General features: G+C 60.0%; 16 protein-coding genes. 9 read left to right on the top strand and 7 right to left on the bottom strand.

Annotation, left to right across the window (positions count from 1 at the left end; genetic code table 11):
* Nucleotides 1-4 precede the first annotated feature (4 nt).
* Entirely contained in the window at nt 5-1,399 is a 1,395-nt protein-coding gene (sthA, locus tag LCU97_RS01015) for a Si-specific NAD(P)(+) transhydrogenase (RefSeq protein ID WP_053158653.1), read from the top strand.
* 42 nt (nt 1,400-1,441) lie between these two features.
* On the opposite strand, the gene LCU97_RS01010 is transcribed toward sthA, so the two are convergent.
* Both LCU97_RS01010 and LCU97_RS01005 read right to left on the bottom strand, forming a co-directional pair.
* Nucleotides 1,442-2,164, bottom strand: coding sequence for a glycerophosphodiester phosphodiesterase (locus tag LCU97_RS01010; RefSeq protein ID WP_053158650.1), 723 nt, complete (start codon nt 2,162-2,164; stop codon nt 1,442-1,444).
* A complete protein-coding gene (locus LCU97_RS01005) occupies nt 2,161-2,757 on the bottom strand; it encodes a PilZ domain-containing protein (protein ID WP_232775364.1) in 597 nt (198 codons plus the stop codon). Before LCU97_RS01005 ends, LCU97_RS01010 begins: the two co-directional genes overlap by 4 nt.
* 94 nt (nt 2,758-2,851) lie before the next feature.
* Between LCU97_RS01005 and LCU97_RS01000 the strand changes: the two genes are divergently transcribed.
* The 3 genes from LCU97_RS01000 to LCU97_RS00990 all read left to right on the top strand — a co-directional run bounded on the left by LCU97_RS01000 (nt 2,852) and on the right by LCU97_RS00990 (nt 6,099).
* Nucleotides 2,852-4,102: a lipoprotein-releasing ABC transporter permease subunit gene (locus tag LCU97_RS01000; protein ID WP_053158644.1), complete on the top strand. Its 1,251-nt coding sequence runs from the start codon at nt 2,852-2,854 to the stop codon at nt 4,100-4,102.
* Between the two features lie 7 nt (nt 4,103-4,109).
* Entirely contained in the window at nt 4,110-4,793 is a 684-nt protein-coding gene (gene lolD / locus LCU97_RS00995; RefSeq protein WP_232775363.1) for a lipoprotein-releasing ABC transporter ATP-binding protein LolD, read from the top strand.
* Between the two features lie 61 nt (nt 4,794-4,854).
* The gene (locus tag LCU97_RS00990) at nt 4,855-6,099 is read left to right on the top strand and encodes a lipoprotein-releasing ABC transporter permease subunit (RefSeq protein ID WP_053158639.1); all 1,245 of its coding nucleotides are present in this window, start codon (nt 4,855-4,857) and stop codon (nt 6,097-6,099) included.
* 59 nt (nt 6,100-6,158) lie between these two features.
* Here the strand turns inward: LCU97_RS00990 and LCU97_RS00985 are convergent, their stop codons facing one another.
* Both LCU97_RS00985 and LCU97_RS00980 read right to left on the bottom strand, forming a co-directional pair.
* Nucleotides 6,159-7,511, bottom strand: coding sequence for a heavy metal sensor histidine kinase (locus LCU97_RS00985; RefSeq protein WP_053158636.1), 1,353 nt, complete (start codon nt 7,509-7,511; stop codon nt 6,159-6,161).
* Nucleotides 7,508-8,188 (bottom strand): heavy metal response regulator transcription factor, encoded by a 681-nt coding sequence (locus tag LCU97_RS00980; protein ID WP_053158633.1) that lies wholly within the window; start codon nt 8,186-8,188, stop codon nt 7,508-7,510. Before LCU97_RS00980 ends, LCU97_RS00985 begins: the two co-directional genes overlap by 4 nt.
* Before the next feature lie 155 nt (nt 8,189-8,343).
* On the opposite strand from LCU97_RS00980, the gene copI reads away from it, so the two are divergent.
* Together copI and queF are read left to right on the top strand one after the other, a co-directional pair.
* Nucleotides 8,344-8,883 (top strand): copper-resistant cuproprotein CopI, encoded by a 540-nt coding sequence (gene copI / locus LCU97_RS00975; RefSeq protein ID WP_232775362.1) that lies wholly within the window; start codon nt 8,344-8,346, stop codon nt 8,881-8,883.
* Between the two features lie 61 nt (nt 8,884-8,944).
* Nucleotides 8,945-9,775, top strand: coding sequence for an NADPH-dependent 7-cyano-7-deazaguanine reductase QueF (gene queF, locus LCU97_RS00970; protein ID WP_232775361.1), 831 nt, complete (start codon nt 8,945-8,947; stop codon nt 9,773-9,775).
* A 135-nt stretch (nt 9,776-9,910) separates the two neighbouring features.
* Here queF and LCU97_RS00965 read toward each other — a convergent pair whose 3' ends face one another.
* Complete coding sequence (locus LCU97_RS00965) at nt 9,911-10,177, bottom strand: DUF4404 family protein (RefSeq protein WP_232775360.1); 267 nt, start codon at nt 10,175-10,177, stop codon at nt 9,911-9,913.
* A 106-nt stretch (nt 10,178-10,283) separates the two neighbouring features.
* Entirely contained in the window at nt 10,284-10,904 is a 621-nt protein-coding gene (locus LCU97_RS00960) for an HAD family phosphatase (protein ID WP_232775359.1), read from the bottom strand.
* A 202-nt stretch (nt 10,905-11,106) separates the two neighbouring features.
* On the opposite strand from LCU97_RS00960, the gene LCU97_RS00955 reads away from it, so the two are divergent.
* The 3 genes from LCU97_RS00955 (at nt 11,107) to rssC (ending at nt 13,793) form a co-directional block, all read left to right on the top strand.
* Complete coding sequence (locus tag LCU97_RS00955; RefSeq protein WP_053158619.1) at nt 11,107-11,796, top strand: MlaA family lipoprotein; 690 nt, start codon at nt 11,107-11,109, stop codon at nt 11,794-11,796.
* A gap of 327 nt (nt 11,797-12,123) precedes the next feature.
* On the top strand, nt 12,124-13,305 hold the full coding sequence (gene rssB / locus LCU97_RS00950; protein WP_053158617.1) for a two-component system response regulator RssB: 1,182 nt from the start codon (nt 12,124-12,126) through the stop codon (nt 13,303-13,305).
* The gene (gene rssC / locus LCU97_RS00945) at nt 13,305-13,793 is read left to right on the top strand and encodes an anti-sigma factor antagonist RssC (RefSeq protein ID WP_053158614.1); all 489 of its coding nucleotides are present in this window, start codon (nt 13,305-13,307) and stop codon (nt 13,791-13,793) included. Before rssB ends, rssC begins: the two co-directional genes overlap by 1 nt.
* 115 nt (nt 13,794-13,908) lie before the next feature.
* Here rssC and tal read toward each other — a convergent pair whose 3' ends face one another.
* On the bottom strand, nt 13,909-14,835 hold the full coding sequence (tal, locus tag LCU97_RS00940) for a transaldolase (RefSeq protein WP_232775358.1): 927 nt from the start codon (nt 14,833-14,835) through the stop codon (nt 13,909-13,911).
* Nucleotides 14,836-14,954 lie beyond the last annotated feature (119 nt).

Raw genomic sequence — 14,954 nt, 5'->3', positions numbered from 1 at the left:
ACGCATGGCTGTCTACAACTACGACGTGGTGGTACTGGGTTCCGGCCCGGCGGGAGAAGGCGCGGCAATGAACGCCGCCAAGGCAGGACGCAAGGTGGCAATGGTCGACAGCCGTCGCCAGGTCGGCGGCAACTGCACCCACCTGGGTACCATCCCGTCCAAGGCCTTGCGTCACTCGGTCCGGCAGATCATGCAGTTCAACACCAACCCGATGTTCCGGGCCATTGGCGAACCGCGCTGGTTCTCCTTCCCGGACGTACTCAAGAGCGCCGAGAAAGTCATTTCCAAGCAGGTGGCTTCGCGTACGGGCTACTACGCCCGCAATCGCGTGGACGTGTTCTTCGGCACCGGCAGCTTCGCCGACGAGCAGACTGTCGAAGTGGTCTGTGGCAACGGCGTCGTGGAAAAGCTGGTGGCCAAGCACATCATCATCGCCACCGGCTCGCGCCCGTATCGCCCGGCCGATATCGACTTCAACCATGCGCGTATCTACGACAGCGACACCATCCTGAGCCTCGGCCATACCCCGCGTAAGCTGATTGTCTACGGTGCCGGCGTGATCGGATGCGAATATGCCTCGATCTTCAGCGGCCTGGGTGTGCTGGTGGAACTGGTGGACAACCGCGGTCAGTTGCTCAGCTTCCTGGATTCGGAAATCTCCCAGGCCCTGAGCTATCACTTCAGCAACAACAACATCACCGTGCGCCACAACGAAGAGTACGACCGCGTCGAGGGCGTGGACAACGGCGTGATCCTGCACCTCAAGTCCGGCAAGAAGATCAAGGCCGACGCCTTGCTCTGGTGCAACGGTCGCACCGGCAACACCGACGCCCTGGGCCTGGAAAATATCGGTGTGAAGGTCAACAGTCGCGGCCAGATCGAAGTAGACGAGAACTATCGCACCTGCGTGCCGAACATCTACGGCGCCGGTGACGTGATCGGCTGGCCGAGCCTGGCCAGCGCTGCCCACGACCAGGGGCGTTCCGCCGCCGGTAGCATCGTCGACAACGGCAGCTGGCGCTTTGTGAACGACGTGCCGACCGGCATCTACACCATTCCCGAGATCAGCTCGATCGGCAAGAACGAGCAGGAACTGACCCAGGCCAAGGTGCCGTATGAAGTGGGCAAGGCGTTCTTCAAGAGCATGGCGCGGGCGCAGATCGCCGGCGAGCCGCAAGGCATGCTGAAGATTCTCTTCCACCGCGAGACACTGGAAGTGCTGGGTGTGCACTGCTTCGGCTACCAGGCTTCGGAGATCGTCCACATTGGTCAGGCCATCATGAACCAGCCGGGCGAGTTGAACACGCTGAAGTACTTCGTCAACACCACATTCAACTACCCGACCATGGCCGAAGCCTATCGGGTAGCGGCCTACGACGGGCTCAACCGGCTTTTTTGAGCGGCTCCGGCCGGTGGCCTGAGCCGGCCGGGGAGACCGATTTCAGCAATTCTCGAGCGTGGCAGTGGCCAAACCGGGAAAGTCTGTAATCAGGCTGTCAGCGCCAAAGTCGGCGAGCCTGCGCATGAGCGCGGGCTCGTTGACGGTCCACACCGAGACATGCAGGCCTTGACGCTGCGCCTTGATCAGGCGTTCCGGCGTACAGAGCGTCCAGTTCAGCGCCAGAATCTCACAGCCATAGCTCTGCGCGACTTTCAGTGGGTCGAGCCAGGCGTATTCCGCCACCAGACCACGGGAAATATCCGGTGTCAGCTCCAGGGCGGCCTTGAGCACTTCGCGGGAGCTGGAGGTGATGGTGATCTTGTCGAGTAGCCCGAACCGCTGCGCCATTTCACGAATACCCAGCACCGTGGCTGCCGCACGGGTCCGTGATGCGCTTTTGACCTCCAGTTGCCAATGTTCGAAATCACATTTCTCGAACAGCTCTTCCAGGCGCGGAATCGGGCAGGGTGTGATCCAGCCCGGGCCGCCTTTGCGCGCATCGTAGGTCACCAGCTCGGCGGCGGTATGTTCGACCACCTTGCCTCGGCGATCCGTGGTGCGCTTGAGGGTCGGGTCGTGAATGACCATCAACTCGCCATCCATGGACAGATGCAGGTCCAGTTCGCAACGGCGCACGCCGTGCTTGAGACATTCCTGAAAACCGGTCAGGGTATTTTCCGGCGCTTCGCCCTTGGCGCCGCGGTGGCCATAAATGAGGGTCACGGTTGTTCCTTATTGGTACCTGATTCGTTCAGTTCCCGCGCCAGGCGACGTTCTTGTGCCTGTTTCTGCAGGATGTAGCGGGCCAGCAACTGGCGTTGGGCATCGGTGGGGCGCTCGAATTCGGTGCCGACGTCGTAGCCCTCACCCTTGGGATCGCAATGGGTGACCCGCGCCCGCAGCAACAGGCCCAGGGCCTGGGGCATCAGCACCATCTTGATCGACAGGTGCGCGCCGATGGCGATGGGGGTGGGGTGCTGGAAGTCAATGCCGCCTTCGGAAATGATCACCGGCTGCGGTTCGCCGATTTCCCCCAGTACTGTCAGGGCAATGACCTGGCTGAGAAGGTCGATGCGCTTGTTCATCACCTTGAGGTACGCCGCGATGCTGCGTTCACGCTCGCTGATCTGGCGTAGCAGGTGTTGCGACTCGAATTCGCTCAGGTGCAGTTCGCTGAGCAGGTTGAATAATGGAGACGCATCCTGCAACACATCCAGGCCGGCAGCTTCCGGAATGGACAGGGGCCGAATTTCCAGTGCGATCGTGTCCTCGATACGGTAGTATTCGCGGCGATCTTCTTCATCTAATGTCGACATGGCGAACCCATGGTAGCGGCGGTGGTCTGAGTGTAAAGCTGGTTTGTGACCCCCGCCACAAGGACGTTTCTTTTCCCTCCGAACAAGCCCCGACATGTTCAGACCTCTCTTCGTATTTATCGGCACGCGTTATACCCGTGCAAAACGTCGCAATCATTTCGTATCGTTCATTTCCCTGACGTCCATCATCGGGCTGGCCCTTGGCGTGGTCGTGATGATCGTCGTGCTGTCGGTGATGAACGGCTTCGACCATGAGATGCGCACCCGCGTGCTCGGCATGGTGCCCCATGCGACGCTGGAATCCGGCGAAGCCATCAGCGACTGGCCGACCCTGGCCGACAAGGTCAAGCGGAACCCGCAGGTGCTGGCCGTGGCGCCGTTCACCCAGATGCAGGGGCTGCTGACCAACGATGGCAAGGTGTCCAAGGTCTTGCTCAACGGCATCGACCCCGGGCTCGAGCGGAATGTGTCGATCATCGACAATTTCATGAAACAGGGGAAACTCGATGACCTGGCGCCGGGCGGCTTCGGCATCGTCATCGGCGACAAGGCCGCGGCCAAGCTCGGCGTAGCCATTGGCGACAAGTTGACCTTTGTCGCCCCGGAAGTCACCGTGACCCCGGGCGGCATGTTCCCGCGCATGAAGCGCTTTACTGTGGTCGGCATTTTCCATGTCGGCGCCGGTGAACTCGACGGCTACCTGGGCGTCACCAACCTTCAGGACCTGGCGCGTCTGCATCGCTGGAAGCCGGATCAGGTTCAGGGGCTGCGATTGAAGTTCGACGATCTGTTCCAGGCGCCGCGTGTCGCGTGGACCATTGCCCAGCAACTCGGCGAAGACCGCTACTACGCCCGTGACTGGACCCGTACCCACGGTAATCTGTACCAGGCGATCCGGATGGAAAAGGCCATGATCGGGCTGCTGTTGCTGCTGATCGTCGCCGTTGCGGCGTTCAACATCATTTCCACGCTGGTGATGGTGGTGAACGACAAGAAGGGCGACATCGCCATCCTGCGCACATTGGGCGCCACGCCGGGTCAGATCATGCGGATCTTCATGGTCCAGGGCACGGTCATCGGCGTGATCGGTACGCTCGTCGGCGCCCTGGTCGGCATGTTCGCGGCATTGAATGTCAGCGCCGCGATTGCTGGCCTCGAAAGCCTGATCGGGCACAAATTTCTCAACGCCGACGTCTATTTCATCGACTACCTGCCTTCACAATTGCAGGCCGATGATGTGTTGATGGTGTGCGGCGCCGCGTTGGTCCTGAGTTTCCTCGCCACCCTGTATCCAGCCTGGCGTGCCGCGCGCACCCAGCCGGCGGAGGCGTTACGTTATGAGTGAGTCGGGCATGAGTGAAAAAGCAATCTTGAGCTGCCGCAATCTGAGCAAATCCTACGAGGAAGGGCCAGAGTCGGTGGTGGTGTTGTCGGGCCTGCAACTGGAGCTGCATCCCGGCGAGCGCGTGGCGATTGTCGGTACTTCCGGGTCGGGCAAGAGTACCTTGCTCAACTTGCTGGGGGGGCTCGACACGCCGACCGCCGGCAGTGTCTGGCTGGCGGGCGAGGAGCTTTCCGCGTTGAACGAGAAGGGCCGAGGCTTGCTGCGAAACCGCTCCCTGGGCTTCGTCTACCAGTTCCACCATTTGCTGCCTGAATTCACTGCGCTGGAAAACGTCTGCATGCCGCTGTTGATCGGTAGCACCGCGATCCCCGAGGCCCGTCAGCGCGCCACCGCGTTGCTGGAGAGGGTCGGTCTCGGGCATCGCCTGGAACACAAGCCGGCCGAACTGTCCGGCGGCGAGCGCCAGCGGGTGGCGATTGCCCGGGCCCTGGTCAACAAGCCAGGGCTGGTGATGCTCGATGAGCCGACCGGCAACCTCGACTCCCACACTGCCCAAGGCATTCAGGATCTGATGCTGGAGCTCAGTACCTCGTTGCGCACCGCCTTCCTGGTGGTCACCCACGACATGAACCTGGCCCGGCAGATGGATCGTGTCCTGCATCTGCAGGAAGGTTGCCTGACGCCTATCTGACCGACCGGAACCCGGCGCTGGATGCATGCACCGGGTCATTCATTCTTTTACGGTGCCCCGAATGTTCAGACCGTTATCGATCTTTATCGGCACGCGCTATACCCGTGCCAAGCGCCGCAATCGCTTCGTTTCGTTCATCTCCATGACGTCGATGATCGGCCTCGCCCTGGGTGTGCTGGCGATGATCGTGGTGCTCTCGGTGATGAACGGCTTTCAGCGTGAAATGAGCTCGCGCATCCTGGGCATGGTGCCCCACGCCACCATTGTCGGGGTCAATCCCATTGACGATTGGCAGCCGGTGGCCGCCGCGGCGCTGAAAAATCCCGAGGTAACGGCCGCCGTGCCGTTCACCGAGATGGAAGGCATGTTGAGTCATAAAGGTTCGATGCAGCCGATCCAGATCAGCGGTATCGATCCTGCGCAGGAAGGCAAGGTCTCCATCGTGGCCCAGCATATCGTCCAGGGGCGTCTCGATGCCCTGAAGCCGGGCGAATATGGTGTGGTGATCGGTGAAATCACGGCTCGGCGCTTCCGTTTGAACGTCGGCGACAAACTGACCTTGATCGTGCCGGAAGTCAGCACCGCGCCGGGGGGAATCACTCCACGCATGCAGCGACTGAACGTGGTGGGTGTGTTCAAGGTGGGCGCCGAGCTGGATGGCTCCATGGCGCTGATTCACCTGGCCGACGCCGCGCAAATGCAGCACTGGCAGCCGGACCAGGTGCAGAGCGTGCGCCTGGCGGTGAAGGATCTGTACGCCGCGCCGAAGGTTTCCGGTGACATCGCCGCGAGTCTGGGCGCCGGGTTCAAGGCCGACGACTGGACCCACACCCAGGGCAGCCTGTTCAGCGCAATGAAAATGGAAAAGACCATGATCGGACTGCTGTTGCTGATGATCGTCGCGGTGGCGGCGTTCAACATCATCGCGACCCTGATCATGGTGGTGAACGAAAAGGGCGCGGACATCGCGATCCTGCGAACCATCGGTGCCACGCCACGGCAGATCATGGCGATCTTCATGGTCCAGGGCACAGTGATCGGTATCGTCGGCACGGTGATCGGCGGCGTACTGGGTGTGATCGCGGCGTTGAATGTCAGTGAGCTGGTGGGCTGGCTGGAGCGCGTCAGTGGTCAGCACATCTTCAGTTCCGACGTTTATTTCGTCAGCAACCTGCCGTCGGAGCTTCAGCGTGGCGACGTGGTGTTGATCTGTTCGGCAGGTTTCATCCTGAGCTTCCTCGCCACGATCTACCCGGCCTGGCGTGCGGCAAAGACCGAGCCGGCGCAGGCGTTGCGGTATTCCTGACGTCGACGTAGCTTTCTGTGGCGAAGGAACGAATCCCCTCGCCACAGGTTGGTGGGTGCTCAATCAGCCTTTGGCAACTCAATCATGAACCGCGTCCAGCCATCGACTGATTCACAATGGATGTCCCCACCGTGAGCACGAATGATCGAGCGGGTGATGGCCAGGCCCAGCCCGGCGTGTTCGCTGCTGCCTTCCTGGCGGGCCGGGTCGGCGCGGTAGAAACGATCGAACAGGCGCGGCAGCAAGTCCGCCGGGATGCCTTCGCCGCTGTTCTCCACATGGATTTTCAGCACATGCGGGCCGTCGATGATCCGTATTCGCACTTCGCCGTCGGCGGGGGTGAAGCGCAAGGCATTGTCCAGCAGGTTGGAAAAGGCCCGGCGGAGCATGCTGCGGTCTCCCTCGACACGACCATCGCCTTCCCGGTTCAACCGGACACCGACGTCCTCGGCCAAGGGCGCGAAGAATTCCAGCAGCACATCGATTTCCTCAGCCAGGGCCAATCGCTCACGGTTGGGTGCCAGCAGGCCGTGGTCGGCCTTGGCCAGGAATAGCATGTCGTTGACCATTTGCGCCATCCATTGCAATTCTTCAAGGTTGCTGTGCAGCGCCTCGCGGTAATCCTCCAGGGAGCGTTCGCGGGTGAGGGTGACCTGGGTATGGGTCAGCAGGTTCGACAGTGGCGTGCGCAGCTCATGAGCGATGTCGGCGGAGAATGCCGAGAGCCGCTGAAAGGCGTCGTCGAGGCGTGCGAGCATGGCGTTGATGCTGTGGGCCAGTTCGGCCAGTTCGGCAGGCATTTGTTCCTGGGGCAGGCGGGCGTTGAGGGAGCGGGCCGAGACATTACCGGCGATTGTCCCCATGCGGCGTAAAGGTCGCAGGGCGCGTCGTGCGGCCCAGGCACCGAGCAGGGCGGTGGCCAGGGCGGAAAGTCCTACTGTCAGCCAGATCAGGCGCTGCATGCGTTGCAGGAAGTGCTGATGATGCGTGATGTCCAGCAGCAGTGTCAGTTGCGGCGAGCCTGGACGACCGGGATCGAGCGGTGCATTGAGCACCCGATAATCGCTGTCCGCGTCGCTGAGGGTCGACAGGCCGGGTCTTTCCGGTAGTTGCGCCGGAATCCGGATCGAACTGTCATACCAGCGTACGCCGTTGCTGTCCTTGATACGCAACGCCAGATCGGACTGGCGACTCAGTTCGTCCTCCAAGCGCCTGCGCAGCTGCTCGGCGTCGAGACCTTGTACGGTTCGGCGCAGGCCGATCAGCCTGCCTTCCAGCAGCTGTTGATCCAGCTCGATGAAGTGCGCCTCGCTGCCGCGGCTGAACAGCAATCCGGCAAACAACGAGACCACGGCGGTACACGCGGCAAACAACAGCGCGAGGCGACTGCTCAATGACCACTGGCTTTTCACAGGCTGCGCTCTTCAAGCACATAGCCCATGCCGCGTACGGTGTGAATGAGCTTGCAGGGAAAGTCGTCGTCAATCTTGATCCTCAGTCGCCGGATCGCGACTTCGATGACGTTGGTATCACTGTCGAAATTCATGTCCCAGACTTGCGAAGCGATCAGCGACTTGGGCAGCACTTCGCCCTGTCGACGCAGGAGCATTTCCAGCAAGGCGAACTCCTTGGCGGTAAGGTCGATGCGCCGACCACTGCGTTCGACGCGGCGACGGATCAGGTCCAGACGCAGATCCGCCAGTTGCAGGCTGGTTTCCAGAGGCGTCGAACTGCCCCGACGCAACAGGCTTCGCACGCGCGCCAGCAATTCGGAAAAGGCGAAGGGCTTGACCAGATAGTCGTCGGCGCCCAGTTCCAGGCCATGCACCCGGTCCTGAACCGCGTCTCGTGCCGTGAGAAACAGCACGGGTGTATCCAGCCCGGCGCCGCGGACCGCCTGCAGAATCTGCCAGCCGTCACGGCCGGGCAGCATCACATCGAGAATCAACAGAGCGTAATCGCCGCTCAGGGCCAGTTGCTGGCCCGTGATGCCATCGGCCACCAGGTCGGCATTGAACCCGGCTTCGCTCAGGCCCTGGCGCAGGTATTGACCGGTTTTCGTTTGGTCTTCGACGATCAGCAGTTTCATGCACAGCCCCAGACATTGTTGGACGCAGCTTTATACCGCAGCAGGTACCGTCGCGACGCAAGCTGACAAAGTTGTAATCGAGCTGTCAGCCGACTGGCAGCGCTGTAAGGATAGAGTTTCCCACAGGCTGAACCTAATCCGATTGGAGTATGGACATGTTGATGGGGAAACGTTTGATCGTGGCTGCTTGTGCGCTGGCCTTCAGTGCGTCGTCGTGGGCGTCGCCGGGCCGACATTTTGAATTTGGCCGTCCGGCATCGGCTGCCGAGGCGAGCCGCAGCATTAAGGTGGTCATGGGAGACATGACCTTCAACCCCCGCGAACTCGACATCAAGACTGGCGAAACCGTGCGGTTCGTGCTGATCAATAAAGGACAGTTGTTGCATGAATTCAATCTGGGCGATGTGACGATGCACGCCGAGCACCAGCAAGAAATGCTGAAGATGCAACAAAGCGGGCAATTGACGCCCACCGCGATGGCGCCGGCCATGGATCATGGCTCAATGACTCACGGCTCGATGGGACACGATCAGGCCGGTATGCGCCACGATGACCCCAACAGCGTATTGGTGGAGCCGGGCAAGACGGCTGAACTGACATGGACGTTCAGCCAGGCCACCCGCCTGGAGTTTGCCTGCAATATCCCCGGCCATTACCAGGCTGGAATGAAAGGGGGCCTGACCGTCAGACAGTAAGCACTCAAAGGCTGCGGTAAAGGCTGATAGAATCCGCTGATTCTTCAGTCAGGTTTCCGTCATGCATCCCGCAGCCGAACACTCGCCGCTGGGCAAGTCCAGCGAATATATCGCCACGTACACGCCGTCACTGTTGTTCCCGATCCCGCGCACCGCGAAATGGGCAGAGCTGGGCCTGACGGCCGAAACCCTGCCGTACAAGGGCGTGGATTTCTGGAACTGTTTCGAGCTGTCGTGGTTATTACCCTCCGGCAAACCAGTGGTGGCGATCGGTGAATTCGCGATCCCGGCGGACTCTCCCAACATCATTGAGTCCAAGTCCTTCAAGCTGTACCTCAATTCCTTGAACCAGACTCCGTTCGCCGATAACGCAAGCTTGGAAGCGACCTTGCGCGAGGACTTGTCGGCCGCGGCCGGCAAACCGGTGGAGGTGCGGATTCGCAGCCTCGAGGACGTGGAAAGTGAAGGTGTGGTGGCACTGCCCGGCACGTGCATCGATGACCTGGATATCAGCGTCGATTCTTACGCGCATCCGCGTCCGGAATTGCTGCGTTGCGACGCGTCGCGCATCGTCGAGGAAAGCCTGCACAGCCACTTGCTCAAATCCAACTGCCCAGTCACCAGCCAGCCGGACTGGGGCAGCGTGGCGGTGGAATATCGCGGCGCGGCCCTGGATCACGCCAGCTTGTTGGCCTACATCGTCAGCTTTCGCCAGCATTCGGATTTCCATGAGCAATGCGTTGAACGGATCTTTCTCGACCTGCAGCGCTTGCTCAAGCCGGAGAAATTGACGGTGTATGCGCGGTATGTACGCCGGGGTGGGCTGGACATCAATCCCTATCGCAGCACAGAAACGGTGCAGTTGCCGAACCGTCGTCTGGTTCGTCAATAAGAGTTCTGCGGGAGCTAGCCAGCCCGCGAAAGCGTCGGATCAGCTTGCCTCGATGTAGAATGTGTGGGAGCAATCGCGAGCAGGCTTGCTCCCACAAGAGGTCATTGCAGGTTCGTGTCCCGCTGGCGAGACTGATCAGATACCCATATTGCCCAGCGTCAGCATGATATTGCGCAGCGTTCCGGCAACGGCGGGATGACTGATTTCGAATCGTTCCACGGCCAGGTTCACGCCGTCGACCAGGCTGGTGTCCTGAAGGGTGTTTTCCAGCGCAATTTCGGCCTCGATCTGGCTCATCAGCTGTTGCAGGTGCTCGCGGTCCGGTTCAGAAAGTGGCGGGTCCTGATCCAATTGAACGCGCAGGTTGTTGAGCTTTTCTTGCAGTTCTTCGCGGCCAGGCATGGCGTACTCCTTATTGATCGGCACAGCCATGGACCGCGACGGTGCGTCAAAAGTCCGTGGCTTGCCTTAAGAGTAATCCACCCTCACGCCTGCTGCATGATCAGGGTCAGGGCTTCTCGCCTTTGAATCGACGTTGGCAGATATCGGCCAGGCAGGTGTCGAGTTCTCCCAGATGGTCGATCACTGAATGTACACCCAGGCTGAACATCTGAACCGTTGCCTTGGCTCGCTTGGCTTCTCGTTGTTGCTCGCTCAGGGCTTGCCATTCGCCGGGCGTCAGGCCGCACAGCGAGCCGCAGGAGGCGAGTCCGATGGTCCACAACCCGGCGTTGAGCCCCGACTGCAATAATCCGGGTTCACCGCTGACCAGTACGCATCCGTCCAATTGCTGGACATTCAGCGCCATCAATGCTTGCCAGCAGGCGTGAGGAGCAGGCCACGGATTATTTGTTGCAGGAAGTTGCGGAGGCTTGATCCATGCTGGCAACGAAGCCGCCAGGCCATGACTGACGGTGGGGGGCAGTTCATCGAGCCAGGCGCAGGGGATCTTCTGAAGTTGCAAGCGATGCAGGCTTTCGAGCGCACCGGGTGTCGGTTGCGCATGCTCGGCCGACGTTGCTCCAGGCTGGCGAGCGCGTGCCCCGAAATCTACCAGGCACCCGCTCAGGCCAAACAATACGGCGGTGAGGTCGAGGACGGGGAGGGGCAGAGCTTCGGCGCGAGGCATGGGAACGTCCTTGAAATAACCGGGAGCCTACCGGCCCTCCATGACAGTCCGGTGACATTGAAATGAACGCGTTTGATGTAGGAAATGTCCTACGGGCAGGTTCTTATTCCTATGCTGCCTATCGGCACGTTCCGCTTTATACTAGCGGCCTCACCGCCTGGGCTTGGCGCCCTAGCCTGAATCATCCAAGGAGTTTTCCCCTATGCGCTGGAGCCATCGTCTAGCTCAGCTGTGTCTTTCCGCGAGTGTCCTGCTGGTACCGTTCGCCTCCCAGGCCGCTACGGAAGACGACCCTTGGGAAAGCATCAACCGTCCGATCTTCACCTTCAACGACACTGTCGACACTTATGCGCTCAAGCCGCTGGCGCAGGGGTATCAATACGTGACGCCGCAATTCCTGGAAGACGGCATCCATAACATGTTCCGCAACATCGGTGACGTGGGCAACCTGGCCAACGATGTGCTGCAAGGCAAGCCGGCCGCCGCCGGAGTCGACACTGCCCGATTGATCTTCAACACCACCTTCGGTCTGTTGGGCTTCTTCGACGTGGGCACCAAGATGGGCCTGCAGCGCAATGACGAAGACTTCGGCCAGACCCTGGGCTACTGGGGCGTTGGTAGCGGTCCATACGTGATGCTGCCGCTGCTGGGCCCCAGCACCTTGCGTGATGCGCCGGCCAGGTTCGTGGACAGCTACACCACCCCCTATCCCTATATCGATAACGTCTCGGTGCGTAATTCTATTTTCGGCCTGAACATTGTCGACACCCGCGCGAGCCTGCTGTCGGCCGAAAAATTGGTGAGCGGCGACAAATACGTGTTCATCCGCAACGCTTTCTTGCAAAACCGCGAATTCAAGGTCAAGGACGGCCAAGTCGAAGACGATTTCTGATCTTCGACTCTGTTGGAGGGCGGCTTGACGGGCCGCCCTTCGTGTTTTTGGGGATTTGTCCTTCCATTGAGTTACGCTTCGCTCGGTTCTTATAACTCTCTGTACTTTGACAAATAAAGAGGGCGAGCGGCGATCTGCATGAGCTTGAAACGCCCCGCGGATGGGAGTACCGTCTGCGCCTTAGAAGGGCACCTCTGATGTAATGGTGTGTAGGCCAAAGGCCTGAAACCTGTACGACAGAGAGGCTAGAAAGCGAATCCAGTAGTGTGTGCCCGGCCCGACAGCCCAGCCTGCTACGCCAACCCAATTCTGGCGCCGTTTGCCCACATGCCAAAAACCAGTGCCACGCTGCTGATAATCGATGATGACGAAGTGGTGCGAGCCAGCCTCGCTGCCTACTTGGAAGACAGTGGTTTCAGCGTCCTGCAGGCCAGTAACGGCCAACAGGGTCTCCAGGTGTTCGAGCAAGACAAGCCCGACCTGGTCATCTGCGATCTACGCATGCCGCAGATGGGCGGACTCGAACTCATTCGTCAGGTTACCGAGATTTCCGCACAGACACCGGTCATCGTGGTCTCGGGCGCGGGCGTGATGAACGACGCGGTCGAGGCCTTGCGCCTGGGCGCGGCGGATTACCTGATCAAGCCCCTCGAAGACCTGGCTGTGCTCGAACATTCCGTGCGCCGGGCCCTGGACCGTTCGCGCCTGTTGGTGGAAAACCAGCGCTACCGCGAGAAACTGGAAACCGCCAACCGTGAGTTGGAAGCCAGCTTGAACCTGCTGCAGGAGGACCAGAACGCCGGGCGGCAGGTGCAGATGAACATGTTGCCGGTCAGTCCCTGGGCCGTGGACGGCTTCCGTTTCGCCCATCAAATCATCCCGTCGTTATACCTGTCGGGCGATTTCGTGGATTATTTCCGGGTCGATGAGCGACGAGTGGCGTTCTACCTGGCGGATGTCTCCGGCCATGGCGCCTCGTCGGCGTTCGTGACGGTGCTGTTGAAGTTCATGACCACGCGCCTGCTGTTCGAGTCCAAGCGCAATGGCACGCTGCCGGAGTTCAAGCCGTCAGAGGTCCTGGGGCATATCAACCGGGGCCTGATCAGCTGTAAGCTGGGTAAACATGTCACCATGGTCGGTGGAGTCATCGACGAGGAAACGGGTTTGTTGACTTATAGCATCGGCGGCCATCTGCCGTTGCCTGTGTTGTACACCCCCGACAGTGTTCGTTATCTGGAAGGACGTGGTTTGCCGGTAGGCCTGTTCAACGAGGCGACCTACGAGGATCACGTACTGGAGTTGCCACCTGTGTTCAGTTTGACGCTGATGTCTGATGGCATTCTGGATCTTTTGTCTGAGCCTACACTCAAAGAGAAAGAAGCAGCCTTGCCCGAGCGGGTAAGTGCTGCGGGCGGCAGCCTGGAAGGTCTGCGGCAAGTGTTTGGATTAGCTACGCTAGGGGAGATGCCGGATGATATCGCCCTGTTAGTGTTGAGCAGGAACCTTTGATGAGTACCGGTAGAATCCAGTTCGCCGAGCAGGACGGCACATTTGTCCTGAAGTTCGTCGGTGAAGTGCGTCTGACCCTGTGTTCGGCGCTGGATGCGACTATTGAGCGGATCTTCACTGCATTGAACTTCAATGCCATCGTGATCGACCTGACTGAAACCCGCAGTATCGACAGCACCACCCTCGGCCTGCTGGCCAAATTGTCGATCCTGTCGCGGCAAAAGGTCGGCCTGCTGCCGACCGTCGTCACCACCCACAGCGACATTACCCGCCTGCTGCAGTCGATGGGTTTCGATCAGGTGTTCAACATCGTCGGCGACCCAATACCATGCCCCGAGTGCCTGGACGATCTGCCAGATCAGGACCAATCCGAGGAAGATGTGCGGATCAAGGTGCTCGAAGCCCACAAGATCCTGATGGGGCTGAACGAGTCCAATCGTGAAGCTTTCCATGATCTGGTGAATGCGCTGGAGCGACCTGGAGGCTGACGATCCTCAATCATCCATTGGAGTGATGGGCTCTTCGCGGGCAAGCCCACTCCCACAAAAAGCAAAAGGGGCGAATCCCTCAGGATTCGCCCCTTTTGCATGCCGCCGGATCAGCTCAAAGCTTGGCTTGCAACAACGCCTCCAGCTTTTCCTGGTCCCGGGCAAACTGGCGGATACCTTCAGCCAGTTTCTCGGTCGCCATGGCGTCTTCGTTGGACAGCCAACGGAACTGCGCTTCGTTGAGGCTCAAGCGCGCTTCGCCGGTTTGTCCTGGTGCCAGTTTGCGCTCCAGCTTGCCCTCGTCGGTGGCCAGCTTTTCCAGCAACTCCGGGCTGACGGTCAAGCGATCGCAACCGGCCAACTGCTCGATCTGGTTGAGGTTGCGGAAGCTGGCGCCCATGACCACGGTCTTGTAGTCATTGGCCTTGTAGTAGTTGTAGATGCGGGTTACCGACTGCACGCCAGGGTCATCGGCGCCGGTGTAGTCGTTGCCATTGGCCCTCTTGTACCAGTCGTAGATGCGACCCACGAACGGTGAAATCAGGAACACCCCGGCATCGGCGCAGGCAGCGGCCTGAGCGAAGGAAAACAGCAGGGTCAGGTTGCACTGGATACCTTCGCGCTCCAATTGTTCGGCTGCGCGGATGCCTTCCCATGTGGAGGCGATCTTGATCAGCACGCGATCACGGCCAACGCCGGCTTTTTCATAGAGATCGACCAATCGATGGGCGCGTTTCAACATGGCATCGGTATCGAACGACAGGCGTGCGTCCACCTCAGTGGAAATACGTCCAGGAATCACTTTCAGGATCTCTTTGCCAACCGCCACGCCAAAACGGTCGCTGGCAAGGCCGACATCGCCCTTGCAGTCCGCCACACAGGCGTTCAACAGCTCGGCATAACCGTGCATCGCCGAAGCCTTGAGCAGCAGGGAAGGGTTAGTAGTGGCATCCACCGGCTTGATACGTGCAATAGCTTCGAAATCGCCGGTATCGGCCACGACGGTAGTGAATTGCTTGAGTTGTTCCAGCTTGGAAGTCATGTGCGTGCTCTGTCCTATGGGTCTGTTGACATTACCCGAGGGCCGGCAGCCACTCAAGGGCATGAAGGAGTATCGAAAGCCCCGATGGCAACAACCTGAAAAACGGCTGTTTGAAAGGG

Origin of the sequence: Pseudomonas uvaldensis (assembly GCF_021271205.1) — a bacterium.
GTDB classification, from domain to species: domain Bacteria; phylum Pseudomonadota; class Gammaproteobacteria; order Pseudomonadales; family Pseudomonadaceae; genus Aquipseudomonas; species Aquipseudomonas uvaldensis.
Note: the sequence above shows the minus strand (reverse complement) of the source record. Positions and strands in the feature narration are given on the sequence as shown.

What these genes read in the sequence shown, in the direction of transcription:
- LCU97_RS01005 (WP_232775364.1), bottom strand. Translation starts at nt 2,757, where the DNA reads ATGTCGACATTAGATGAAGAAGATCGCCGCGAATACTACCGTATCGAG.
- LCU97_RS00955 (WP_053158619.1), top strand. Translation starts at nt 11,107, where the DNA reads ATGCGCTGGAGCCATCGTCTAGCTCAGCTGTGTCTTTCCGCGAGTGTC.
- LCU97_RS01000 (WP_053158644.1), top strand. Translation starts at nt 2,852, where the DNA reads ATGTTCAGACCTCTCTTCGTATTTATCGGCACGCGTTATACCCGTGCA.
- lolD (WP_232775363.1), top strand. Translation starts at nt 4,110, where the DNA reads ATGAGTGAAAAAGCAATCTTGAGCTGCCGCAATCTGAGCAAATCCTAC.
- copI (WP_232775362.1), top strand. Translation starts at nt 8,344, where the DNA reads ATGTTGATGGGGAAACGTTTGATCGTGGCTGCTTGTGCGCTGGCCTTC.
- LCU97_RS00980 (WP_053158633.1), bottom strand. Translation starts at nt 8,188, where the DNA reads ATGAAACTGCTGATCGTCGAAGACCAAACGAAAACCGGTCAATACCTG.
- rssB (WP_053158617.1), top strand. Translation starts at nt 12,124, where the DNA reads ATGCCAAAAACCAGTGCCACGCTGCTGATAATCGATGATGACGAAGTG.
- LCU97_RS00990 (WP_053158639.1), top strand. Translation starts at nt 4,855, where the DNA reads ATGTTCAGACCGTTATCGATCTTTATCGGCACGCGCTATACCCGTGCC.
- LCU97_RS00965 (WP_232775360.1), bottom strand. Translation starts at nt 10,177, where the DNA reads ATGCCTGGCCGCGAAGAACTGCAAGAAAAGCTCAACAACCTGCGCGTT.
- rssC (WP_053158614.1), top strand. Translation starts at nt 13,305, where the DNA reads ATGAGTACCGGTAGAATCCAGTTCGCCGAGCAGGACGGCACATTTGTC.
- sthA (WP_053158653.1), top strand. Translation starts at nt 5, where the DNA reads ATGGCTGTCTACAACTACGACGTGGTGGTACTGGGTTCCGGCCCGGCG.
- LCU97_RS00960 (WP_232775359.1), bottom strand. Translation starts at nt 10,904, where the DNA reads ATGCCTCGCGCCGAAGCTCTGCCCCTCCCCGTCCTCGACCTCACCGCC.
- queF (WP_232775361.1), top strand. Translation starts at nt 8,945, where the DNA reads ATGCATCCCGCAGCCGAACACTCGCCGCTGGGCAAGTCCAGCGAATAT.
- tal (WP_232775358.1), bottom strand. Translation starts at nt 14,835, where the DNA reads ATGACTTCCAAGCTGGAACAACTCAAGCAATTCACTACCGTCGTGGCC.